At 68.7% G+C, this 22889-nt stretch carries 18 protein-coding genes and 1 riboswitch; of the genes, 13 read left to right on the forward strand and 5 right to left on the reverse strand.

What is annotated here, in order from left to right:
- On the reverse strand, positions 1-199 hold a 199-nt coding region (locus N802_RS21130), incomplete at its 3' end, for a leucine zipper domain-containing protein (protein ID WP_035919276.1).
- A 205-nt stretch (positions 200-404) separates the two neighbouring features.
- Here N802_RS21130 and N802_RS18345 point away from each other — a divergent pair.
- From N802_RS18345 to N802_RS18360, 4 genes are all read left to right on the forward strand, one after another.
- A complete protein-coding gene (locus N802_RS18345; RefSeq protein WP_156971509.1) occupies positions 405-692 on the forward strand; it encodes a WXG100 family type VII secretion target in 288 nt (95 codons plus the stop codon).
- The gene (locus tag N802_RS18350; protein WP_035919279.1) at positions 689-1951 is read left to right on the forward strand and encodes a hypothetical protein; all 1263 of its coding nucleotides are present in this window, start codon (positions 689-691) and stop codon (positions 1949-1951) included. Before N802_RS18345 ends, N802_RS18350 begins: the two co-directional genes overlap by 4 nt.
- Entirely contained in the window at positions 1945-5802 is a 3858-nt protein-coding gene (gene hrpA / locus N802_RS18355) for an ATP-dependent RNA helicase HrpA (RefSeq protein ID WP_035919280.1), read from the forward strand. The genes N802_RS18350 and hrpA overlap by 7 nt, the downstream gene beginning before the upstream one ends.
- Positions 5803-5865: 63 nt before the next feature.
- On the forward strand, positions 5866-6774 hold the full coding sequence (locus N802_RS18360) for a proteasome assembly chaperone family protein (protein ID WP_035919282.1): 909 nt from the start codon (positions 5866-5868) through the stop codon (positions 6772-6774).
- Between the two features lie 80 nt (positions 6775-6854).
- Here the strand turns inward: N802_RS18360 and N802_RS18365 are convergent, their stop codons facing one another.
- Positions 6855-8552, reverse strand: coding sequence for a DNA polymerase (locus N802_RS18365; protein WP_035919283.1), 1698 nt, complete (start codon positions 8550-8552; stop codon positions 6855-6857).
- Positions 8553-8682: 130 nt separating this feature from the next.
- On the opposite strand from N802_RS18365, the gene N802_RS18370 reads away from it, so the two are divergent.
- The 6 genes from N802_RS18370 to N802_RS18395 all read left to right on the forward strand — a co-directional run bounded on the left by N802_RS18370 (position 8683) and on the right by N802_RS18395 (position 14969).
- Entirely contained in the window at positions 8683-9441 is a 759-nt protein-coding gene (locus N802_RS18370) for an EcsC family protein (protein ID WP_035919285.1), read from the forward strand.
- A gap of 40 nt (positions 9442-9481) precedes the next feature.
- Positions 9482-9847, forward strand: coding sequence for a YkvA family protein (locus N802_RS18375; protein ID WP_245614001.1), 366 nt, complete (start codon positions 9482-9484; stop codon positions 9845-9847).
- Positions 9848-9952: 105 nt separating this feature from the next.
- Entirely contained in the window at positions 9953-11254 is a 1302-nt protein-coding gene (locus N802_RS18380; RefSeq protein WP_156971510.1) for a DUF4192 family protein, read from the forward strand.
- A gap of 67 nt (positions 11255-11321) precedes the next feature.
- Positions 11322-11431, forward strand: a riboswitch (SAM riboswitch).
- Between the two features lie 14 nt (positions 11432-11445).
- Entirely contained in the window at positions 11446-12582 is a 1137-nt protein-coding gene (metX, locus tag N802_RS18385) for a homoserine O-acetyltransferase MetX (RefSeq protein WP_156971511.1), read from the forward strand.
- Positions 12583-12703: 121 nt separating this feature from the next.
- Positions 12704-13078: a universal stress protein gene (locus N802_RS18390; RefSeq protein ID WP_035919291.1), complete on the forward strand. Its 375-nt coding sequence runs from the start codon at positions 12704-12706 to the stop codon at positions 13076-13078.
- 244 nt (positions 13079-13322) lie between these two features.
- Complete coding sequence (locus tag N802_RS18395; RefSeq protein WP_035919293.1) at positions 13323-14969, forward strand: RNA polymerase sigma factor; 1647 nt, start codon at positions 13323-13325, stop codon at positions 14967-14969.
- 302 nt (positions 14970-15271) lie between these two features.
- On the opposite strand, the gene N802_RS18400 is transcribed toward N802_RS18395, so the two are convergent.
- The 3 genes from N802_RS18400 to N802_RS18410 are packed head-to-tail and all read right to left on the reverse strand — an operon-like array spanning position 15272 to position 19861.
- Positions 15272-17581, reverse strand: coding sequence for a transglutaminase TgpA family protein (locus N802_RS18400; RefSeq protein WP_035919295.1), 2310 nt, complete (start codon positions 17579-17581; stop codon positions 15272-15274).
- The gene (locus N802_RS18405; RefSeq protein ID WP_052110156.1) at positions 17578-18834 is read right to left on the reverse strand and encodes a DUF58 domain-containing protein; all 1257 of its coding nucleotides are present in this window, start codon (positions 18832-18834) and stop codon (positions 17578-17580) included. The genes N802_RS18400 and N802_RS18405 overlap by 4 nt, the downstream gene beginning before the upstream one ends.
- A 7-nt stretch (positions 18835-18841) precedes the next feature.
- On the reverse strand, positions 18842-19861 hold the full coding sequence (locus N802_RS18410) for an AAA family ATPase (protein WP_425402497.1): 1020 nt from the start codon (positions 19859-19861) through the stop codon (positions 18842-18844).
- Positions 19862-20211: 350 nt separating this feature from the next.
- Here N802_RS18410 and mraZ point away from each other — a divergent pair, with 350 nt between their 5' ends.
- The 3 genes from mraZ (at position 20212) to ftsL (ending at position 22605) form a co-directional block, all read left to right on the forward strand.
- Positions 20212-20643, forward strand: a complete 432-nt coding sequence (mraZ, locus tag N802_RS18415) for a division/cell wall cluster transcriptional repressor MraZ (protein ID WP_035919296.1) — start codon at positions 20212-20214, stop codon at positions 20641-20643.
- Positions 20644-20830: 187 nt separating this feature from the next.
- Positions 20831-21811, forward strand: coding sequence for a 16S rRNA (cytosine(1402)-N(4))-methyltransferase RsmH (gene rsmH, locus N802_RS18420; protein WP_035919297.1), 981 nt, complete (start codon positions 20831-20833; stop codon positions 21809-21811).
- The gene (gene ftsL, locus N802_RS19760; protein ID WP_052110157.1) at positions 21808-22605 is read left to right on the forward strand and encodes a cell division protein FtsL; all 798 of its coding nucleotides are present in this window, start codon (positions 21808-21810) and stop codon (positions 22603-22605) included. The genes rsmH and ftsL overlap by 4 nt, the downstream gene beginning before the upstream one ends.
- Positions 22606-22889: the final 284 nt, after the last annotated feature.

Raw genomic sequence — 22889 nt, forward strand, 5'->3', positions numbered from 1 at the left:
GTTCGACGCTGATCGCGGTCGGGGACGTCAGCGGGCGCCGCGACCGCGGGTACAAACCTTCGACCCCTTCGGCCCGGAACCGGGCGACGTACTTGTAGAACGTCGAGGTCGAGATCCCCACGCCAGCAGCCGCCACCCTGACGTTGAAACTCTCTCCCTCGACGAACCGCGCAACCAAAGCAGCTACATCCGGCGGCATCGCAACCCCATCCTTTGCCATGCCTGAGCATCAGGCCTGACAGGTCAGGTGTCCGCGATGTCCTGAGACATAAGGTGTCCGCGATGTCGTGAGCCTTCACAGGCTGCTACAGCGACCGTTGACGCTGACGTTGCGGGAGGAGCCCGTCACGGGCGCTGTGGATAAGTCATCGGTCGTTTTCGCGATTCGCTCTAGCGTCACGTGTATGACACGCATGCAGATCGGTTCTGAGGTGATCGCAGCAGTGGGAGTCTCGTTGGGGGAGGTGGCGAGTGACCTTGAGGCAACCACAGATGGCGACGTTGACCGATGGTCGCTCGGTGGCGGTGAAGCCTCGGAGGCCTTCGATCACCTGTTGTCCGGGTGGCGCAGGAATCGGCTGCTGCTCGCCAAGGTCTTGCGTGACCTGGGCGAGAAGGCCCAGGTTGCGGGTACGGCATACGTCCATACCGAGACTGCTGCTGAGCGAGCGTTCGGTGGAGTGGCCGGGTGATCGGGCAGGCTCTCGGTCCCATCGAGGGCAACGCAGAGTCCGTGCGAGCCCTGGCGAGCCGGTTGACGTCTGCCGCCGGGAAGTTGGCCTCCATGAATGCCGCCCTGGTGCGCATCAAGGCGGGTGCGACCTGGGACAGCCCGTCCGGCGAACTCTTCGAGGCCGCAGTGCAGAAGAGTCCGCCCATTCTCGATGCCCTCATTGATCGGCACGCCGAGGCGGGAGTGGCCCTCCGGACGTTCTCGGATGAGCTCGAGATGGCGCAAGCCCGCGCCACTGCTGCGAGCGATCGACATGAGGCGGCGACCAAGGCCTACTTCCACCTCGAAGACCTCGTCCTCGCTGCGCGTGGCACACCAGAAGAAGTGATCCTGCAGGAGCGGCAGAACGACGCCATGGGAGCCATCGTGTCGGCCGAACGGGACCACGCCGCTGCGTGGCGCACCTTCGCCTCGGCGGACCGCCGGCTCGCACTGGAACTCCGTCGGCTGGCGGACGACAGACTTGACGACACTGCCCTCTACACCGCGTTGGCCACCATGGATGAGTTCGCCGAGGAAGCGTCTTCCATTCCGGAGGCTGGGCGCGGCCTGCCCCTGATCAACGCCGTCTCCACTGCAGGTGACGTCGCCGGTGGGATCAGCGGGGTGGCCCTCCTCGTGCTCTATGGGGAAGGAAGTTGGAAAGAGGTGGCGATCAACACCGGTGCCAGCGGCGCGGGCGTGGCTGCACAGGGCCTCAAGAAGGGAGCACTCGCCGGCTCCAGGCCGATGTCGAGACTGGGTGACGGGAAGCGTGCCTATGCGGGCGACGACATCACGATGAAGCAGCGCTTCGTCATCGGGACCCGCGAACTGCTGCACGAGCGCTACCCCCGGTTGGGCAAGAAGGTCGACCCGAGCATGCCCGAAGCCAGGATGGTCGTTCCACTGTCTGACCTTCCCCCGATGCCATCGACCAAGGGCAAGACGATGAGCCAGAAGGTTCAGGTCTGGCGGGGTCGGGCCCTGGTCATGACCCAACGCAAGGTGGATGAGGCCTTCCTCGACGAGTGGCGGGCCGCAACGGCAGGAGGTTCGGGCGCCCAGACGATGTTCGTTGCCGGGACGACTCTCGAGAAGACGGCACCCACCCTTCAGCAGCGCGCCAGCGAGGCGTTCCGTGAAAAGCCGGATGAGGCGAAGTCTCCGACCGACCTATCCTTGAGCGCGTGCCAGAGCAAGAGCGGAGGGGAGACGGCGAACAGCGGAGCATGCTGACGCCACGGCCAGGCCGACCCCAGACCCAGCCGGCCGACGCTGCCGCGCGCCGACCCGTCGACCCGGCGCAGTTGCACTATCCCGAGCAACTCCCCGTCGTCGAGCGGCGCGATGACATCCTCGCCGCGATCCGCGACCACCAGGTCGTCGTCATCGCGGGTGAGACCGGCTCGGGCAAGACCACCCAACTCCCCAAGATGTGCCTCGAACTCGGGCTCGGCAGCAATGGCCAGATCGGCCACACCCAACCGCGGCGAATCGCCGCGCGCTCGGTCGCGGACCGCATCGCCGAGGAGATGCAGGTCGAGCTCGGCGACCTCGTGGGATACCAGGTGCGCTTCACCGACCACTCGAGCGACCGCACCCGCGTCAAGGTCATGACGGACGGCATCCTCCTCGCGGAGATGCAGCGCGACCGCGACCTGCGCCGCTACGACACGATCATCATCGACGAGGCTCACGAGCGGTCACTCAACATCGACTTCATCCTCGGCTACCTCAAGTCCCTCTTGCCGAGGCGGCCGGACCTGAAGGTCATCATCACCTCGGCGACGATCGACCCGGCCAGGTTTGCCACGCACTTCGCCACCGACGCCCGGGGCGAGGTCGTCCGCGATGTGCCGATCATCGAGGTGTCCGGTCGCACCTACCCCGTCGAGATCCGGTACCGACCTCTCGTGCAACGTGGCGAGGGTGGACACATCACCGAGGAGCGCGATCAGGTCACTGGCGTTGTCGATGCCGTCGAGGAACTCTGGACCGAGACCCCTCCCGGCCACCTCGCGACCGACATCCTCGTGTTCTTCTCCGGAGAACGGGAGATCCGGGATGCAGCCGACGCGCTTCACGGGCTGAACCTCCCGAACACCGAAGTCCTCCCGCTCTATGCGCGACTCTCCGCGGCCGAGCAGCACCGCGTGTTCACCCGGGGGAGCGGGCGCCGCATCATCCTCGCGACCAACGTCGCCGAGACCTCCCTGACGGTTCCGGGCATCGGCTACGTCATCGACACCGGCACCGCCCGCATCTCGCGCTACTCCCAGCGCACGAAGGTCCAACGCCTCCCCATCGAGCCGATCTCACAGGCCAGTGCCGCGCAGCGATCCGGACGATGTGGCCGAGTCGCGGACGGCATTGCCATCAGGCTGTATTCGCAGGAGGACTTCGAGTCCCGTCCCGAGTTCACCGAACCCGAGATCCAGCGCACCGGCCTGGGCGCGGTCATTCTCCAGATGACCGCGCTGGGGCTCGGTGACATCGCTCGCTTCCCGTTCGTCGACGCCCCGGACCCGAAGCAGATCGCCGACGGGGTCCGCCTCCTGGAGGAGTTGAATGCACTCCAGGACGCGAAGGGTAGGCGCGGCGAAAGGCGACTCACGGCATACGGAAAGACGTTGGCGCGGTTGCCGCTCGACCCCCGGATGGGCCGCATGCTCATCGAGGCCGGGAGGCTCGGCTGCACCAAGGAAGTCCTCGTCATCGTCGCGGCTCTCACCATCCAGGACCCTCGCGAGCGGCCCGTCGACAAGGAGGCCCAGGCGCAGCAACAGCACGCCCGCTTCAAGAGCGAGACGTCTGACTTCGCTGGCTTCCACTCACTCTGGCGCTACCTCAAGGAACAACAGAAAGCGTTGTCCGGCAGCGCATTTCGTCGCATGTGCAAGGCAGAGTTCCTTCACTACCTTCGCATCCGCGAGTGGCAGGACCTCCATCAGCAACTGCGCAGTGCGTGCAAGCAGGCGCGAATCGACCCGGACCAGAGCACGGCCGCCCAAGGTGGCGAGCCGGACTGGGACATCGTCCACAAGGCGCTGCTTGCCGGTCTCCTGTCGCACGTCGGTGTCAGGGACGAACAGAAGCGTGAGTATGCCGGCGCTCGGGGTTCGCGCTTCGGCATCAATCCCGGTTCCGGCCTTTTCAGGAAGCAGCCCGACGTCGTCATGGCGGCCGAACTCGTCGAGACCACTCGGCTGTGGGCTCGCGTCAACGCGGCGATCGACCCGGAGTGGGCCGAGGAGATCGGCGCGCACGTCGTCAAGCGCACCTACAGCGAGCCGCGCTGGTCGAAGTCGCGGGGGAGTGTCATCGCGTCCGAGCGAGTGACCCTCTACGGCGTTCCCCTCATCGTCGACCGCACTGTGCAGTACGGCCGGATCAATCAGGAGGAGGCGCGCGACCTCTTCATCCGCAACGCGCTCGTCGAGGGCGACTGGGACACCCACCACAAGTTCTGGAGGGCGAACACCGAACTCCTGCAACGGCTTTCGGAACTCGAAGAGCGCGCGCGCCGTCGCGACCTCATCGTCGACGACGAGGTGGTCTTCGAGTTCTACGACGCGCGCATCCCGCCGGACGTGACGTCCGTGCGGCACTTCGACCGGTGGTGGAAGGGTGAACAGCGGCGGCGCCCGGACCTGCTGACGTTCACCGAGGACCTCCTCACGCGAGATGACGCCGATGCAGTATCCGCCGGTGACTATCCACGCACTTGGCGACAGGGCGAACACGAGTTGGACGTCACGTATCAGTTCTCGCCGGGGGAGGCCGCGGACGGCGTCACCGTGCACATCCCGACCGCGATCCTCAACCAGGTGTCTGCCGAGGGCTTCGACTGGCAGGTGCCCGGGCTTCGCGAGGACCTCGCGATCGCGCTGCTCAAGTCGCTGCCCAAGGCGACCCGCCGTCATTTCGTCCCGACCCCCGACCATGCTCACGCTGCTCTCGCCGAGGCCGATGCCGCCTCGGGGGCGACGTTCACGGACGAACTCGGGCGGGTCCTCAAGGACCGAACCGGCGTAAGCGTCCCTGCAGGGGAGTGGGACTGGGATCGCGTGCCCGACCACCTGCGCATCACGTTCTCGGTGGAAGGTCCGGGTGGGCGTGTCATCGCGCGCGGCAAGGACCTTGACGAACTCCGGCCGAAGTCGCAGGGGGCGGTGCGACAGCGGATGGCCAAGGCGGGCGCCTCGATCGAACGCGGTGGGCTCACGGCCTGGACCATCGACGAGGTGCCGCGCACCTTCGAGGGCCGGTCTGCCGGCCACACCGTTCAGGGCTTCCCGGCGCTGATTGACGAGACCACGGCCGTCGCACTGCGCGTCCTCGACCATGAGGGCACGGCCGCCGCGGCCCATCGACGCGGCGTCCGCCGCCTGCTCCTTCTCGGCACCACGGCACCGTGGAAGCGCGTCCTCGCCAAGCTCTCCAACGCCCAGAAGCTGGCGCTCGGCCAGAACCCGCACGGATCCGTTCCCGCGCTGCTTGAGGACTGCCTCGCTGCGGCAGTCGACTCGATCGTGGCCGAGCACGTGGCCGGCGACGTGCGTACCCGAGCCGAGTTCGAGACCGCCCATGCAGCAGTGCGTACCCACGTCGTGACGCGGGTGCTCCGGGTCATCGAGGCGGTCGAACCCGTCCTCGCTGCGGCCGGTGAGGTCCGCCGTCGGCTCGACGCCATCGAGAGTGGCGCGGCAGGCCGGAACCTCGCAGCCACCACCGCCGACGTCCGGGCGCAGCTCGACGGGCTCATCCGGCCGGGTTTCGTCGCCGACAGTGGCCTCGCTCGGCTGCCGCACCTCCAGCGCTACCTCAGGGCGATGCTGCACAGGCTGGAGAGGGCCGCCACGAACCCGCGCGAAGCGCAACTGCAAGCGCAGATCGACTCGGTCGAGACGGCATACGCCGATCTTCTCGATGCCCTCCCGACAACCGCGGCCAGTGCACGCGAGGTGACCGACATCGGGTGGATGATCGAGGAGCTCCGTGTCAGCCTGTTTGCGCAGTCACTGGGCACGGCACATCCGGTGAGCGAGAAGCGGGTGCGCAACGCCATCGCCGGTGCCGCACCGTGAGGGAATCAGTGCGGCGTCCCACACGTTTGACCAAACACGTGACCCCCCTGAGAGGCTGTTCCCGTGCAGAACCCGTCTGACCTGTATCGCTTCGAGCTCGACGCCCAGCCGATCGAGCGGCGCCCCGGTGCCCTCATCGTGCTGCTCGGCGCCTTCATCGACGCCGGAAACATCCAGCGGATCCTCGGATCGCACCTCGTCGACGCGAGCGAGGCCGAGGTCGTCGCGACGTTCGACGTGGACGCGCTCCTCGACTACCGCGGACGGCGCCCGGCCATGGTCTTCGACACCAACCGCTGGGAGAGCTACGCCGACCCGTCGATGGTGCTCTACCGCATGAGGGACCGTGACGGGCAGACCTACTACCTCCTCACCGGCCCCGAGCCCGATTTCCAGTGGGAGCGCACCGTCGAGGCGATCCGCCAGCTCATCCAGCTCCTCGGCATCACCCTTGTCGTCACGAGCCACGGCATCCCCATGGGTGTCCCGCACACGCGCCCCGTGGGCATGACCGCCCACGCGACCGACCCCCGGCTCGTCGGCGACAAGGAGTCGCCGTTCGGTCAGGTGCAGGTTCCTGCGAGTTTCCCCGCGCTGCTCGAGCTGCGGCTCGGTGAGGCCGGACGTGACGCGCTGGGCTTCGCCATCCACGTGCCGCAGTACCTCGCGCAGGCCGAGTGGGCCGAGGGCGCCCTCGCTGCGCTCAACGCCATCACCGATGCGACCGGCCTGAACCTGCCCAACGACGACCTGATCACCAAGGCGGGCGTCAACAACCGCGAGATCGCGTCCGAGCTCGCCGACAATGCGGACGCCGGTCAGATCGTCTCCGCGCTCGAGCAGCAGTACGACGCCTTCGTGCAGGGCCAGGAGCGACCGAGCCTGCTCGCCACCGAGGCCGAGGATCTTCCTTCGGCCGAGGAGCTCGGTGCCGACATCGAGGAGTTCCTCCGCAACGTCAGCGACGACTGACACGCCGACTGATTGCCCGTTTGGCCAGTGAGGAGCGCAGCGACGAACTGGCCAAACGGGCAATCAGTGGTGAGCAAGGATCAGTCCTTGGCGTCGGACCAGCGCTCGATGATCGAGGTGTCGGCGACGAACCTCACGGGTGCTCCCGCCGCCCACCGGCGCGAGGCGTCCGCGAACGCTTGATCGACCAGCGCGGCCACTTCCGGGGCCCGAGATGCTGGCGCGTGCACGAGGAGCTCATCGTGCAGGCACAGGACGATCTGCGCACCGAGGGGAGCCGCGAGGGCGCGCACCGTTGCCGCCCAGGCCTTGAACAACTCGGCAGCCGCCCCCTGGATGATCGCGTTGCGGGCAAACCGTCCCCGGGCAGCGTCGAGGGCGGGGTTCGTCCCCACGGGTGACTGCGCGAGGAACCTTCCGGTGGGGATGAGCCGCCCACCGAACGTCCGCAGTGGCTCGCCGCGCACCCCCGTCTCGTAGGCCCGGTCGAGCAGCCCCATGGCCACGGGATAGGCGCGTTCCAGGCCCTTCAGGGCTTCACCGGCGGCGCCGCTGCGTTGGCCATACATCGCGGCCAGCACTGCGACCTTGGCGATGGGACGATCCACCCCGAGGCGCGCCGCGACCGGTGCATAGAGGTCGTCCGCCCGTGTCGCCTCGGCAAACACGGGGTCGCCTGACACCACTGCGAGGACCCGCGGCTCGATCTGTCCCAGGTCGGCGCGCACGAACACGTGCTCCGGGTGGGCGGCCACCCCGGAGCGCAGGGCTGCAGGCAGGTTGTGCAGGCCGTTCTCGGCCGTCATCCGACCCGCGGCGCCGTCGCAGGCCGTCCACCCGCCACGCAGGCGGTCATCCGTCCCGACGCACTCGTCCAGCCAGCGGTAGCCGTAGGTCGTGGCGATCCGCTCCGCCTTGCGCCAGGTGAGTAGGGCGTCGACGACCGGGTGCGTCTGGCGGTAGGCATCGAGCACCCACTTGCGCGTGTTCGGCACGTCGACACCCACCCCAGCCAGCATGTCGCGCACCTGCTGGGGGTTGCGCAGGTCGGTCCCTTCGCGCCCTGGCACGTGTCGCAGCACCTCTGCGTCGCGAGTCCGACGCGCGGCGCTGGCCTCCTCCTCGGTGGCAGCCCGCGGACCAGCGAACTCAGCGATGAGTGCCTCCATCACGGGACGGTTCACGGGTAGCCCACCACGCTCGAGCTCCAGGCACAGCAACGCCGCGGCCGACTCCGAGTGCACGGTCCCGACGATCCGGGGGCCGACGGACTCCGCATGTTCCCGTTGGCGCACAGCGCATTCGTGCGCGGCCGCGGCCCACCTGAGCAGTCGCTCGTCACTCTCCAACCAACCCGATGCCGCGCCGGCGCGCAGGTGCCCGTCTGGTCGAACGAGGTCATCCGGCCCGATCCCGTCCCCAGCCGAGAAGTCGAACAGGTCACCTGCCGCGGGGGTCGGCATCGACGACAGCGGGATGCCGTGTGCCCCCGCCCAGACGCGTCCGGGCTCCGCCTTCCATCCACCGTGGAGGATGCGGTGGGCCTCGGCGAGGTCCCAGCCGCGCGACAACGGGGAGCGGACAGCGGCAACCAGCTCACCGGCATACCGAACGGACCACCAGACCCACCGCGGTCTGGAGGAGCCCTCCAACCGAGCCATCTCGGAAGCGACTTCCGCGACGGAACCGACCACCCGGACGTCGGAGCCGACGAGCGCCGCGCGGCCGTCATGGACGACGGCGGCGACGAGGTCGGCGGGGCCGCCGGGTTGGGCCATGCGAGGCAGCCTAGGTGAGCGCCATGACACACCGTGTCACCCGGCAGGTGGGCTCGGACATGGCAGGATCGGGACAGACAGTTTCTCGCTACAGGAGCCCGGTCGTTTCGGGCAGCCACAGGAGGTCATCGTGGGACTCTTCGATCTTTTCGGATTCGGCAAGGACGACGCCAAGGTCGCCAAGGACCAGCTCGCGCAGACGAAGTCAGCGCTCGAGCAGGCTCAGGAAGCGCCGAAGGACCAGGGCTTCGTCGGCAACAGTGCGAGCAAGTTGGTCGAGAATCTTCTCGACACCGGGATCGACGGACGAGGCCCCTTCGACTCGGCTGCCACCGTCGCTGCGAAGGCCCTCACGAAGAACGGCGGCAATGTCGACGGGGCCGTCGACGACCTGGTCAAGAGTCACCTCAAGCTCGCCGGGGCCAGCGGTTTCGTCACGGGTCTCGGCGGCTTCATCCTTCTGCCGATCTCGCTGCCTGCCAACGTTCTCGGGTTCTATCTGCTGGCCACCCGCATGACTGCGGCCATCGCCAGCGTGCGAGGGCACGACATCACCCAGCCCCAGATCCGCACCGCGGTCATGCTCACCCTGGTCGGAGCCGACGCCGATGACCTGCTCGCCAAGGCCGGCATGGTGGCGCCGACGGGGCGACTCACCAACCTCGCCGCGCAGCGGCTCCCCGGCCCGGCGCTCATGGTTGTCAACAAGGCCATCGGGTTCCGCCTGATCTCGACCGCTGGCAAGAAGACGTTCAGCCGCTTCGGCCGCAACGTCCCGATCGTCGGCGGTGTCGTCGGGGCCGGCCTCGACGCTTGGCTCCTCAACCGCATCGGCGACAACGCGCGTCGTGAGTTCCCGACGGCGTCTGCCCAGATTGCGCAGGTCTGATCCGGTGGCGATGCACTCCAGGGTTGCCACGTTCAAGAGCTTGGCCACGGCCATCAAGATCGCCACCCGTCCGGGCGGCCCGTCGATGGTCGATCGCGCCCAAGCAGTGCCCCGTCTGGTCAAGGCAGTGCGGTCGGGGGAATACACCGGCACGTCGGTCGGGCGTCTTCTCATGATGCTCGGCGCCGCGGGATACCTCGTCTCTCCCGTCGACCTCCTCCCCGAGGGCATCCTCGGCGCGCTGGGGCTGGCTGATGACGCGATGGTCGGCTCGTGGCTCGCGGCCCAACTCGTGACCGAGACCGAGGAGTTCCTGGCCTGGGAGCGGTCGACCGGTCGCGGCCCCGGCCACGGTGCGGCGGTGCCGGGCGAGGTCGTCGACGACGGGCGTGGCCCCTCTGCCTGATTTCGTGCGTGACGGCTGTCCACAGGCCAGCGGCCGTATGCCGGGTTGTCCACATTCCGTGAAGTGACCCTTTCGCTCGAGCCGGCCGTTTTCGACGCTGAGGTCATGACCTCCTCAGTGAAGATCTCCTCGACCGACGAGCTGCTGGCCGTGCTGCCCCACCAGGTCGGCCACCAGCTCGCCCAATGCGTCGCAATCCTCATGGTGACCGACAAGATCATCGGCCCGGTCGCCCGCTTCGACCTCCCGCCGGAGCGGGACGTCCGGCGTGTCGCAGACGCCCTGCTCGTGAGCCTGCGACGCATCGATCCCCAGCTCGCCATGCTCGTGGGCTACGACTCCGTGCCGGGCGAGTCGCGATCGCTGCTGCGGGCGGTGCACCACGGTCTCGTCGACGCGGGCGTCGGGATCATCGACCACGTCGTGGTGAGAGAGGGGCGATGGTGGGGCTGGTGCTGCCGCCCGGCGAACTCCCTCGACGGGCTCCTGCCGGACCACATCGACGGGCACCCCCTCGCCGATGAGGCGACCGTGCCTGCCGTGGCGGAGTTCATCGCGCGGGGGAGTGCTCCGCTCTCGAGCCGCGAAGAGGTTGGTGCGCTCATCGAGGAGGACCCTGCGCTCAGCGCAGGAGTCGGCGACGAGTTGGCGGCCCTCTGGGACGCCTTCTGCCGTCAGATCGATCCCGACGGCCTTCTCGATCAGGAGGACGACGACGATGACGATGACGACTGCGATGGAGCGTGCGAACCCGGGACGTGCAGTTGGTGCGACTCCTGGGATGCCAGTGACGAGGCCAAGCACGACGACGTGGCCGAGCACGACGATGACGCGGAGCACGACGACGAGGCGGAGACGGCGCGCCTGGCCCTGCTCGAGGCGGTGGTCGCGCGCATCGGCAATCCGTTCGTCCACGTGGAGCGTGAGCCGGAGCTGTGGGGTCGTCTCCTCGCCCCGGTGGGGGACCGCGGGGATGCCTTCGCCGTGTCCGACGGAGAGCTGGCCCGTATGGTCCGCTCGCTCGACCACAAACCCTGGCGCGATGCCCTGATCGCGTGGATGTCCCCCGTGATGTTCCCGCTCGAGAAGGTGGACGAGCACTCGCGCTCGCTGCTCGAGGAGGCCGTCCCGTCCGGCCCCGCGACCACGTCGGACGCTTCGTCAGCCGTGCTCCGGCGTCTGCAACTCCTGGCGCGTCGGGTGCCCGACGAGTGGTCGCACGAGGCGGCGGCGATCTGCACGGTCACCGGCTGTGTCGCGTGGGGGGTGGGCAGTGGATCGGCAGCGGGCGACGCGGTGACCCGCGCGCTGCGTGTCGAGCCCGACTATCGGCTCGCGATGTTCCTCGGCCGGATGATCGAGTTCCAGATGCGGCCCCGCCATCCGTGGGGCGGCGTTGCTGCCTGAGCCCGGTGCTCTCACGCTGCGGACAGGGCTGGGTCGACGTTGCCAGAGGGCCCTAAACTCGTGCCCAGGTCAAGAGTCCCAGCGACAAGCCCCGGCTTGCTGGGCGGCAACCCTCCTCGCGGTGGGGTGCCCCGGGTGAAGACACGGCACGTCGGCGCCGACGTGCAAGCGCGACTCAAGGAGCTTCCCTCATGACCATCACCGACCTCCCGACAACAGCCTTCTGGCGCCCGGGCGATCCCATTGGCGACCGCGAGTTCGCCGACGTCGGCGCGGTGATACTCGAGCGCGGTGGAAGCCTTCCCGCGGTCACTGTGGCCTACGAGACCTGGGGGTCACTCAACGCCGCGCGGGACAACGCCGTGCTGGTCGAGCACGCGCTCACCGGCGATTCGCACGTCGAGGGTCCTGCCGGCCCGGGTCGTCCGACAGCGGGCTGGTGGGACGGGCTCATCGGTCCGGGTCGGCCCCTCGACACTGACCGGTTCTTCGTCGTGGCAAGCAACGTGCTCGGGGGGTGTCAGGGCACCACGGGGCCCTCGAGCGAGGCACCCGACGGACAGCCGTGGGGCGGACGATTCCCGTCGATCACGATCCGTGACCAGGTCGAGGTGGAGGCCCGCCTCGCCGACCACCTCGGCATCGACCAATGGGCCGGCGTGCTGGGCGGCTCCATGGGCGGGATGCGCGCGATCGAGTGGGCCACGACGCACCCCGAGCGGGTCGCCAGCTGCATCGTCCTCGCGTCCACGGCATACGCGACGGCCGACCAGATCGCCTGGTGCCAGCCGCAACTCCTCGCGATCCGCAGCGATCCGCAGTTCCACGACGGCAACTACTACGGGCGGGGCGTGTCGCCGAGCGACGGGCTCGGGATCGCACGACGCATCGCCCACGTCACCTACCGTCACGAGGGCGAGTTGGCCGAGCGCTTCGGGCGAGAGGCGCAGCCGGGTGAGGACCCCTTGGGGCCGGACGGCCGCACAGGTCGCTTCGCCGTGGAGTCCTACCTCGACCACCACGCTGGCAAGCTCGGCGCTCGCTTCGACGCCAACTCCTACCTCGTCCTCTCGGAAGCCATGAACAGCCACGACGTCGGTCGTGGCAGGGGAGGCGTCGCCGCAGCTCTCGCGAGCTTCGCCGGTCACCTCGTCGTGGCAGGGGTCGACACGGATCGGCTCTACCCGGCGCGGCTGTCCGAGGAGGTCGCCGCACTGCGTCCGGCGACGACCCTCCGTCACATCCCCTCGCGATTCGGGCACGACGGATTCCTCATCGAGATCGATCGCGTCGGGCACATCATCCGCGAGGCGTTGGCGCGGCACTGATCGACGTCGCGTGAGTGCCAGCCGGAGGCGCGCCGTAGTGGGCCGTGTCTTGGGTCACAATCTCCGGTAGCGTCCGTGAGCAAGAGCCCGAGCGGGCTGACCTGCTGAGAAGGAGGAACTCGTGGCCATTGTCGTGGGGTACGTCCCGACCAAGGAGGGCGCCGCCGCGTTGGCGCGTGCTGGTGAGGAGGCTCTCCTGCGCAAGACCAACCTCGTGGTGATCAACTCGGGGCGCGACGGCGCCCCGGACGCGAACACCGACATCGAATCGCTCGGCGCAGACCTCAAGAGTCAGGGCATCGACGTGGAGGTGCGTCAGCTCATCCGCGGCAACGAACCGGCCGAGGATCTCATCAGCGTTGCCGATGAGATCTCCGCAGAACTCATCGTCATCGGTCTGAGGCGACGGACGCCCGTCGGCAAGCTCATCCTGGGTTCCAACGCGCAGCGGATCCTCCTCGACGCGTCGTGCCCGGTCCTCGCCGTCAAGAGCTGAACGCCCGATCGGTGCCGCGTCCCACCGGGACTCAGGGCCACTTCTGAATCGCCGCGGACCCCCTGGAATAGGGCTGGGGGCTCGCGGCGATTTATAATGTGAATGCACCCTTCGAGCAACGGCCGATCTTCACCCCTGCAGATCACGTCAGAAGGTGCACCAACAAGACCAGCCGGTCAGTGCTCCGCCCTCGCGTGAGCCAAGACCGAGCGCTCCCCGTGACGAAAGGTTGTCGGTGTCGCCTGTGTCCACGAACGCCTCCGAGACGCCCCTCCCCGCCGAGTTCAGCCACCCCGCACTGCAGGACCTCGTCCGCACCGGACGCACGACGGGATCGGTGTCCGGTGAGCAGGTGGCCCAGGCCATCCTCGCCGCAGGCGTGCGACCCGCGCGCGGTCGCAAGGTGCTGTCGGCGCTTGCAGGTCAGGGGATCGAGGTCGTGATGACCGCACCTGACCGCGCCGTCGCAGCGACCAAGGCGACTGCCAAGAAGACGACGTCGGCCACCACCAAGAAGGCGGCTGCAACGAAGAAGGCGGCGCCCGCCAAGAAGGCTGCGTCGTCCACGGACGCCACCAAGGCGGCCCCGGCCAAGAAGGCGGCCAAGGCCGCCACGACCAAGAAGGCCTCGGCTGCCGCGGCAGCACCCGCCAAGAAGGCTGCTGCCAAGAAGACCGCGGCCAAGAAGACCACTGCCAAGAAGGCAGCAGCCAACGGTTCCAAGCCCGACGGCGACGGCGAACCCGAGGACGGCGAGGCCGTGGACGTCGACGAGGCTGAGCTCACCGATGTCGCTGTCGAGGACGTCGCCGCGGGAGCCGACTCCAAGGGCGACAACGACACTGATGGTGACGACGCCGACGGCGAGGACTCGGACGACAAGAGCACGTCCGGGGACGCCGCCCCCGAGTCCGCGGGCGGCTTCGTCCTGCGCGACGACGACGAGGAGGACGCCCCCGTCCAGCAGGTCGTCACGGCAGGCGCCACGGCCGACCCGGTCAAGGACTACCTCAAACAGATCGGCAAGGTGGCCCTCCTCAACGCCGAGCAGGAGGTCGAGCTCGCCAAGCGCATCGAAGCCGGCCTGTTCGCAGAGGAGCGCCTCAACTCGGGCGACAAGATCGACATGAAGCTCAAGCGCGAGCTCTGGTGGATCGCGCAGGACGGCAAGAACGCCAAGAACCACCTGCTCGAGGCCAACCTCCGACTGGTCGTCTCGCTCGCCAAGCGCTACACGGGTCGCGGCATGCTCTTCCTCGACCTCATCCAGGAGGGCAACCTCGGCCTGATCCGTGCAGTCGAGAAGTTCGACTACACCAAGGGCTACAAGTTCTCGACCTACGCGACGTGGTGGATCCGCCAGGCCATCACCCGCGCCATGGCCGACCAGGCGCGCACGATCCGCATCCCGGTCCACATGGTCGAGGTCATCAACAAGCTCGCCCGCGTGCAGCGACAGATGCTGCAGGACCTGGGCCGCGAGCCCACGCCCGAGGAACTTGCCCTCGAGCTCGACATGACGCCCGAGAAGGTCGTCGAGGTGCAGAAGTACGGCCGCGAGCCGATCTCGCTGCACACCCCCCTCGGCGAGGATGGCGACAGCGAGTTCGGTGACCTCATCGAGGACTCCGAGGCCGTCGTTCCCGCGGACGCCGTGAGCTTCACGCTCCTCCAGGAGCAGCTGCACTCCGTCCTCGACACGCTGTCCGAGCGCGAGGCCGGGGTTGTGTCGATGCGGTTCGGCCTGACCGACGGTCAGCCCAAGACCCTCGACGAGATCGGCAAGGTCTACGGCGTGACCCGCGAGCGGATCCGTCAGATCGAGTCCAAGACGATGAGCAAGCTCCGCCACCCGAGCCGGTCGCAGGCGCTGCGCGACTACTTGGACTGAGCAACGAACGGCGGAGGCAACGCAGGTCGCTCTGATGCGACCCGGTCCCACGCTCTGCGTGGGCGGCCCGTAGCCGTGAGGGGTCAGTCCCGGATGCTGGACTGAGCAACGAACGGCGGAGGCAACGCAGGTCGCTCTGATGCGACCCGGGTCCCACGCTCTGCGTGGGCGGCCCGTAGCCGTGAGTGGTCAGTCCCGGAAGCTGGACTGAGTTTCCGACCCAACCGCAACGCACCGTATGCCGTCCGCTCACCAGAGCGGGCGGCATACGTGCGTCTGCCCTTCCGGATCAGTCGCGGGCTTCAGCGGCGGCGGAGGCGGGACCACGCCTCACGTGGCCACCTGGCGAGGTCGGCGCGGAGATCGCCCCATTGGCGCATGCCGTCGCTCGGGAAGAGGTAGGCCCTCGCCCGATCGCTGCGCTGGCGGGCGGAGGCCGCCGCCTTCCAGACAGTCTTTGTGTCCCCGCTGACGTCGTCGAGGCTCGCCTGCGGTGGGGCGTAGCGGGCACGCTCGACGGTGGCGACGATGCGGCCCATGGCCTGTTTGGACTCTCCCGAGAGGATCGCATCGTGCGTCAACTGGGTGCCGGCCTGCCGGGGGGTGCTGCCGGAGGGTGGTGCGATGCCGATGTCCCCGAGGCGTGAGATGAGCGCGGCCCAGTCGGCCTCGACACGTTCGGCGTCGTCGCGTGCCGCGTTTCGAAGGCGCCGCCGTCGCATCCAGGCCGCGACAGGCACGAGCAGCAGCGACAGGACCAACGACACGACGAAGCCGATGGCCAAGAGGTTGTCGGTGAGCCACGTGAGCGGACCGCCTGACGTGGTCTCGGCGTCGGGGAGGGTCTCGGTGTCGGTGTCCGGGCGCTGGCTGGGGGTCGGCGTCGGCACGGCGCCGGACGCGGTCGGGGTGGCCGTCGCAGCAGGGCCTGTCTCGGTGGGGATGAGGCTGTACGACGGTGCACCGCCGGTGCGTGAGCCCGGCGTCGGTTCGAATCGGGTCCAGCCGAGGTCGGGGAACCACAGTTCTGGCCAGGCGTGGGCATCGGCCGCACGCACCGTGTAGACGCCCTGTGCAAACGTCCCGGGGAGGAAGCCGATGGCCATCCGCGCAGGGATGTTCTTGAGCCGTGCCGCCATGATGAAAGCCGTCGCGAACTGGACGCAGTAGCCGGTGCGGCTGATGAGGAAGTTCGACAGTGGGTCGGCCATCATCTGACGACCGGACACGGGGTCGGTCGGTGTCGGCAACTGGAGGGAGTAGGTGTACTGGCTACTGCGGAAATGGGCCTGCAGCAGGCGTGCGGTCTCCAGAGGGGTGGAGTCCTCAGGGACGACGGAGTCGACCAGCTCACTGAGGCGTTCGACGCTCCGGTCATCGATCTCGCTGTAGAGGCCCTGCTCCCAACCGGGTGGTGTCGGGCCTTCCGTCCCGAAGTCCGAGTCCTTCGGGGTGAGCTGCGCGTAGGTCGCTGAGTACTCCTCGAGGGTGCGGTCGACTTCGTAGGCCCCGGTGAAACTCTCGCGCAGGGTGGCGTCGTCGAGCTCCACACCGACGAGGGGAGTGGGCAGGGCGATCTGCGGGGACTGGAGCCGGTTGTCCTGGACGGTGAACTGCGCCTCCGTGCGGGCGATGTCGGGGTCAGCGGTCACGGTGCCCGGTCCTGGCGTGACGGTCCGGTCTGCCCGGAACTGTGTTCGCCACTCACCCCGGCGGTAGTCGGTGAGGATGCCGACACGCAGCGGTTCGGGGGTGCTCGACGACGTCGTGTAGTCGATGACGGGGGCTTGTGACTGGTTCTCCAGCGAGCGCCGCAGGTCGATGGTGGAGTTGAGCGTGACCGATCCACCGCCTCGCGCATTGTCGGCTCGTCCGAGCCCATCGGCGACGAAGGTCGTGGGGAAGTGCGGCACGATCGTGGGCAGCACGATGGCCGTCACGAGTGCCCCGGCACCGAGGAGGCGTGCCGCCCCTGCCACGCCGAGAACCGGGTCGGACTCACCTCCGTCGGCGCCGCGTGGGACGGCAGTGCCCCATCGCCGGACGGTGCCGATCCCCTGGGTGGCGAGGAGAGCGAGCCAGAACGTGATCGGCAGGGCGAAGTAGTGCCAGGACAGTCCGTCGCCCGAGTTCGTGGCGGAGGTGAGGTAGGCCGTGAGCAGGCCGAGTCCGGCCAGTGCGGGCGCGCGGAGGGTCACCGCGGTGGCGTCGACGACGAGGGCCGTCAGGCCGACCAGCATCGTGATGGCGACGACGACTCCGCGTTCGGTCGGCACCGGCACCGAATAGGACATGACCGTTTCCCGCGCCTCGCCGAGGAGGATGCCGAAGGAGTTCACGGTGTCGGGCCCGGGAAGCACTCCGAAGTAGAGGTGGCCGCGTCCGTGCAACCACGACACGGCGAGGACTCCAGCGGCCGCCTGACCGAGGATGACGATCCAGGCAGTCGGCGTGACGGAGCGCAGGCCGAGACCGACAAGGGCAATCACGGCGATCATGAGGGCAGTCGGCCGAACCCAGGTATTGGCGTCGAACAGGGTCAGCAGCGGCAGCGACACCGTGAACGAGGCGAGGGCGGCGAGGAGGGTCTCGACGGGTCGAGCGCGGTTCATCGTGCACTCACCAGGGATCGGGTGCCGGCGATGGCGGACCACGCCTCGCCCACCCCGAGGTCCGGGGTCACCGAGAGGACCGACCATCCAGCTCCCGTCAGGGCTGCAGCCGTGGCGCCCGCGTCTGCGGCACCTTGCGGTCCACCCCGACTGAAGGACGGGGCGTCGACGATGAAGGCGAGGCCGGGGCCACCTGGCTGGCGCAGGGACGAGAGAGCCCGGGCGGAGTCGTCGTCGAGGGCACCGACGAGCGCCACGACGAGTCCGCCCTGAGCGGTCGCTGCAGTGGCGGCGTGCAGCATGCCGTCGATGCCGGCGTCTTCGGTCGGGATGACTCGTGCGAGCGTCTCCAACGAGTGGTCGAGTTCGATGTCCTCGCGCACCCCGGACTCCTCGCCGGCGTCCGGCGTGAGCAGGTGGACGGCGAATCCGGAGTCGAGGAGGTGCTTGACCGTGGACGCGGCCATCGTCACGACCCACTCCAGTGAGCCACTCGGCCCCTTGCCGCCGTGGGCGTGGCCCCGCGTGTCGAGGAGGACGATGGCACGGCGCTTGGCCGGCCGATCCTCCTGCCGCACCATGAGCTCCCCGGTGCGGGCCGTGGCCGGCCAGTGGATGCGCCTGAGGTCGTCTCCGTCGCGGTACTCACGAATCGACTGGTCGTCCTCTCCGTGGAGGGCGACGCGGTGGGGGACTGCTCCCTCGGCGCCGAGCCCACGCCCGAGAGCTCGGCCGTCGGAGAGGCTCACGATGCGGGGGAGCACGAGCAGCTCGTCGTGGCTGCTGATCGAGGTGTGGCGCAGGGTGAGCCCGAAGGGGTCCTGCACGCGGACGCCGAGCGGACCGAGACGGTGGGCTCCGCGCGCGTGGGCGCGAACGGCATACTCCACGTGGGTGGAGGTGCGGCTCGGCAGTGACGGGACGACAAACCGGGGCCGGTCACCGAGCGAGTAGTCCAGGTGCTCTTCGGCCAGCAGGACCGGCGAGCGATTGGCGGACGGATTGGAGATCGTCACGCCGATGACCGCCGGCTCGTCGATCGTCACGCGTGAGGGGGTCGCCTCACGGTCGACCTCGAGGCTCAAGTCGTGACGTCGCCCGAGCAGGCCAGCGAACAGCGGCAGGGCGCACAGGGCGGTGCCGATGCGGCTGAGGTCGTGCTGGCCGAGGATCAGACCGGCAACGACGAGCACGATCCCCGACGCCAGGAAGGCTGCTCCTCGCGTCGTCAGGGATTCGCGGAATCTGCGCATCACCGGCTCAGCGTGTGGGGGCTGGAACGCGGACCCGCTGGAGCAGGTCGGTGAGGACGTCGGCCGCGGAACGGTGCGCGAGCTGACTCTCACCCGTGAGCATGAGCCGGTGAGCGAGCACGGGGATGGTGACGGACTGGACGTCGTCGGGAAGGACGTGGTCGCGACCGGCCAGTGCTGCGTGGGCTCGGGCGGCGCGCAGCAGGTGGAGGCTCGCACGTGGCGAGGCGCCCAGGCGCAGAGCCGAACTGGTGCGGGTGGCCTGCGTGACGTCGACGACGTACTGCTTCAGCGCCTGCGACGTATGGACCGTGCGAACCGCCTCGATCATCTGGGTCACCGTCGCGGCATCGGTCACCGGACGCAGGTCCTCGAGGGGCGAACGACCGCCGTGTTGGTCGAGCATGTCGACCTCGCTCCGGGCTGACGGATAGCCCATCGAGATCCGAGCCATGAAGCGGTCGCGCTGCGCTTCGGGCAGAGGGTAGGTGCCCTCCATCTCGATCGGGTTCTGGGTGGCGAGCACCATGAACGGCCGCGGCAAGGAGTAGGTGGTGCCGTCGACCGTGACCTGCGCCTCCTCCATCGACTCGAGCAGAGCCGACTGGGTCTTGGGGGAGGCACGGTTGATCTCATCGCCCACGACGACGTTGGCGAAGATCGCGCCGGCCCGGAACTCGAAGTCGCGCACGTCCTGGTTGTAGACGCTGACGCCGGTGATGTCGCTCGGAAGCAGATCGGGGGTGAACTGCACACGGCGGACGGAGGCGTCGATGCAGCGGGCGAGAGTCTTCGCCAGCATCGTCTTGCCGACACCGGGCACGTCCTCGATGAGCACATGGCCCTCGGCGAGGAGGGCGGTCACGACCGTCCGGACAGCTGCGGGCTTGCCCTCGATCACGGAGTTCATCGCCGACTGCAGCGAACTGGCCACCTGCAGGACCTGGTCGAGTGCAGCGCCCTGGCGGGGCGGAAGGTCGGTCCTGGGCTGAGTGTGCGTCTGGTGGAGGTCGTCGTGTGCCGACACCGGGGCTCCTGAGGTCAGTGCCCCCGAGGCCCTGCGCCACGGGGCTTTCGATCTTGCCCCACATTCCTCCACCGAGATAGGTGCACCGGCGACAAAACGGCTCCTTCACAGGGGACGTGCAGGAAACCGGCAGGGCTCGGGCGGGTCGAGGTGGCCCTCCTGGGCCTCGGCGAGTCCGAAAACGGTGCAGTTCGCGCGAAGGTGCCCCACTTTCCACCACCGCCTCTGACCTGCAGAAAAACAGTCAAGACTTCCCGGTAACAACTTGATTTCGGTTATGGGTGGAGTAAAGTGGGGAACGCCGGAGTGAAGTGTCGCCCACGGGTCGAAACGGATGGGAGGTGAGCGCGGTGTTCCTCGGTACTCACACGCCTCGCCTCGATGACAAGGGCCGGCTCTTCCTTCCCGCCAAGTTCCGTGAGCGGCTGTCGACCGGCCTCGTGGTGACCCGCGGCCAGGAGCGTTGCCTCTACGTCTTCCCCATGGACGAGTTCGTCAAGGTGACCCAACAGATGCAGGAAGCGCCCACGACCAACCGGGCCGTGCGCGACTACATCCGCGTGTTCCTCTCCGGCGCCAGCGACGAGATTCCCGACAAGCAGGGGCGCGTCACGATTCCGGCGCACCTGCGCCAGTACGCGGGACTGAGCCGCGAATGCACCGTCATCGGAACCGGCTCACGCGTCGAGGTCTGGGACACCGAGGCGTGGAACGACTACCTCGCGAGCACCGAGCAGGCCTACTCCGAGCAGTCCGAGGAGGTCATCCCCGGACTCATGTGACCTTCCCCGGCCCTCGGCCTCCAGCCGACCGGTTCCCGACACGACTTCCCCCGTGCCGGGCCCCGGACGGATGGGGACCAGGGGTCAGGGGAGGAGGGCCACCGCCCAACTCCGCAGCACACCGCACGACGCAGGACCACTCCGCACGGAGCACGACCGAACACAGCACCAACACAAGGAGGCAGACATGGAGTCACGGGGAGCCGCCCACGAGCGGCACGTACCCGTGCTCCGCGACCGCATCGTCGATCTCCTCGCCCCGGCCCTCTCGGAGCCGGGGTCGGTGTTGGTGGACGGAACGCTCGGGATGGGTGGACACAGCGAGGCCTTCCTCCAGCGCTGCCCGGAGGCGACGGTCATCGGCATCGACCGCGATGAGGAGGCGCTCGCCTTGGCGGGCGAGCGACTCGCACGCTTCGGTGACCGCTTCCGTGGAGTGCACGCCGTCTATGACCAGATCGACGAGGTGGTCTCCGACCTGGGCTTCACTGAGATCCAGGGCGTCCTGTTCGACCTTGGTGTCTCTTCGTTGCAACTCGACGAGGCCGACCGCGGGTTCGCCTACGCCCAGGACGCACCTCTCGACATGCGCATGGACCAGAGCAGTGGCGTCACCGCGGCCGAGGTGCTCAACACCTACGCCCCGGGCGAGCTCATCCGGATCCTTCGTGACTACGGCGAAGAGCGATTCGCCAAGCGCATCGTCTCGGCGGTCGTGAGGGAGCGTGAGGTCGAACCGTTCACCAGGTCGGCACGGCTCGTCGAGCTCCTGCGCGAGGCGGTGCCGGCGGCGTCGCAGCGCACGGGCGGTCATCCTGCCAAGCGCACCTTCCAGGCGCTCAGGATCGAGGTCAACGACGAGCTCGGCGCATGGCAGCGCGCCATCGTGGGCGCGCTCGATGTCCTCGGCGTCGGTGGCCGGATCGCGGTCCTGTCCTACCACTCGCTCGAGGACCGCATCACCAAGCGTGCGCTCGCCGCGGGCGCGACGTCCACGACCCCACCCGGTATGCCGGTCGAGCTTCCCGAGCACGCGGCATACCTCCGACTTCTCACGCGCGGGGCAGAAGAGCCCAGCGCCGACGAGCAATCCACCAACCCGCGATCCGCGTCGGCACGACTGCGGGTCGCAGAACGCACACGTACCACGAAGGGAGTCCGGCGATGACCCAGATTGCCACCGCCCGCCCACTCCAGCGCTCCACCCCGCGATCCGCGAAGCCGCAGCCGCTGCGCGTCGTGCGCCAGCAGGCCAAGACCGGTCAGCCGGGCTTCGTCGCGGCCTGCCTGGCGCTGCTCGTCGCCGGCCTCCTCGGGGTGCTCATGCTCAACACGGCGATGGCCAAGGGCTCGTTCGTCCTCGGGGACCTGCAGGACACGTCCAACGAACTGGCTGCGGCCGAGGAGGAGCTCCACCACACGATCAATGCCCAGAGTGCTCCGGCCGAGCTGGCCAAGCGCGCCCTGGGCATGGGGATGGTTCCCTCGACCAGCGCTGCCTTCCTCCGGCTGAGTGATGGCAAGGTCCTCGGCGTGGCGGAGGTGGCCGACACGAAGAAGGAATTTACAGTTGCCACACAAGGCAGCTCGGCTGCTGCGGCTGCCCGCCCGGCCACGACTCCCCAGACCACGGTCAAGACGGTGGGCACCGTGACGACAACGACGGTGACAACGGTCAAGGGGGACGACATCGAGGTGAGGACGACCAGTGTCGACTCGCGCACGGGTGCGACGCAGACGACGACGGCGACGCGCAAGGTTCCGGTGACCCCGGTGCCTCCAGCGACGCCGAACGCCAACTCGAGCGCTGCTCCGAACCCGGGGGCCACTCCGACGCCGGGTGCGTCTGCGGGCCCGAAGCCCACCGCATCGTCATCCGGTGCTGCGACGAGTCCGCCCTCGAGCACCTCGTCCGGCGGCCCGGGAGCCGCGGCACGCCCCACACCCACGACGACGCCGTGACCCCGCGGACCCCGCCCCCGTCACGAGGCCGCGAGCCTCGACGAACGGGTGCCTCGGCGACCGGTCGCTCGGCGCAGGCACGCCCGCGCAGGGCCGTGCCTGCTTCCAAGCGGTCGGCGCCGACGCGTGGCACCACGTCACCTGCGACTCGCGCCAAGCCTGCGGCAAACCGCACCAAGGCTGCGTCCTCGGCACGTCGAGCCGCTCCCACAGGCCGCACCGCCCCCGCACCGAAGGGGCGTCGCACCGCGCAGCCCCGCTCGCAGGCACCGCGCCGGCGCCCG

Source organism: Knoellia sinensis KCTC 19936, assembly GCF_000768705.1.
GTDB lineage: Bacteria > Actinomycetota > Actinomycetes > Actinomycetales > Dermatophilaceae > Knoellia > Knoellia sinensis.

Bases quoted from the DNA above. Each gene is read 5' to 3' on its own strand.
- N802_RS18365 (WP_035919283.1), bottom strand. From the start codon at position 8,552: ATGGCCCAACCCGGCGGCCCCGCCGACCTCGTCGCCGCCGTCGTCCAT.
- hrpA (WP_035919280.1), top strand. From the start codon at position 1,945: ATGCTGACGCCACGGCCAGGCCGACCCCAGACCCAGCCGGCCGACGCT.
- rsmH (WP_035919297.1), top strand. From the start codon at position 20,831: ATGGAGTCACGGGGAGCCGCCCACGAGCGGCACGTACCCGTGCTCCGC.
- N802_RS18380 (WP_156971510.1), top strand. From the start codon at position 9,953: ATGACCTCCTCAGTGAAGATCTCCTCGACCGACGAGCTGCTGGCCGTG.
- N802_RS18400 (WP_035919295.1), bottom strand. From the start codon at position 17,581: ATGAACCGCGCTCGACCCGTCGAGACCCTCCTCGCCGCCCTCGCCTCG.
- N802_RS18405 (WP_052110156.1), bottom strand. From the start codon at position 18,834: ATGCGCAGATTCCGCGAATCCCTGACGACGCGAGGAGCAGCCTTCCTG.
- metX (WP_156971511.1), top strand. From the start codon at position 11,446: ATGACCATCACCGACCTCCCGACAACAGCCTTCTGGCGCCCGGGCGAT.
- ftsL (WP_052110157.1), top strand. From the start codon at position 21,808: ATGACCCAGATTGCCACCGCCCGCCCACTCCAGCGCTCCACCCCGCGA.
- N802_RS18345 (WP_156971509.1), top strand. From the start codon at position 405: ATGACACGCATGCAGATCGGTTCTGAGGTGATCGCAGCAGTGGGAGTC.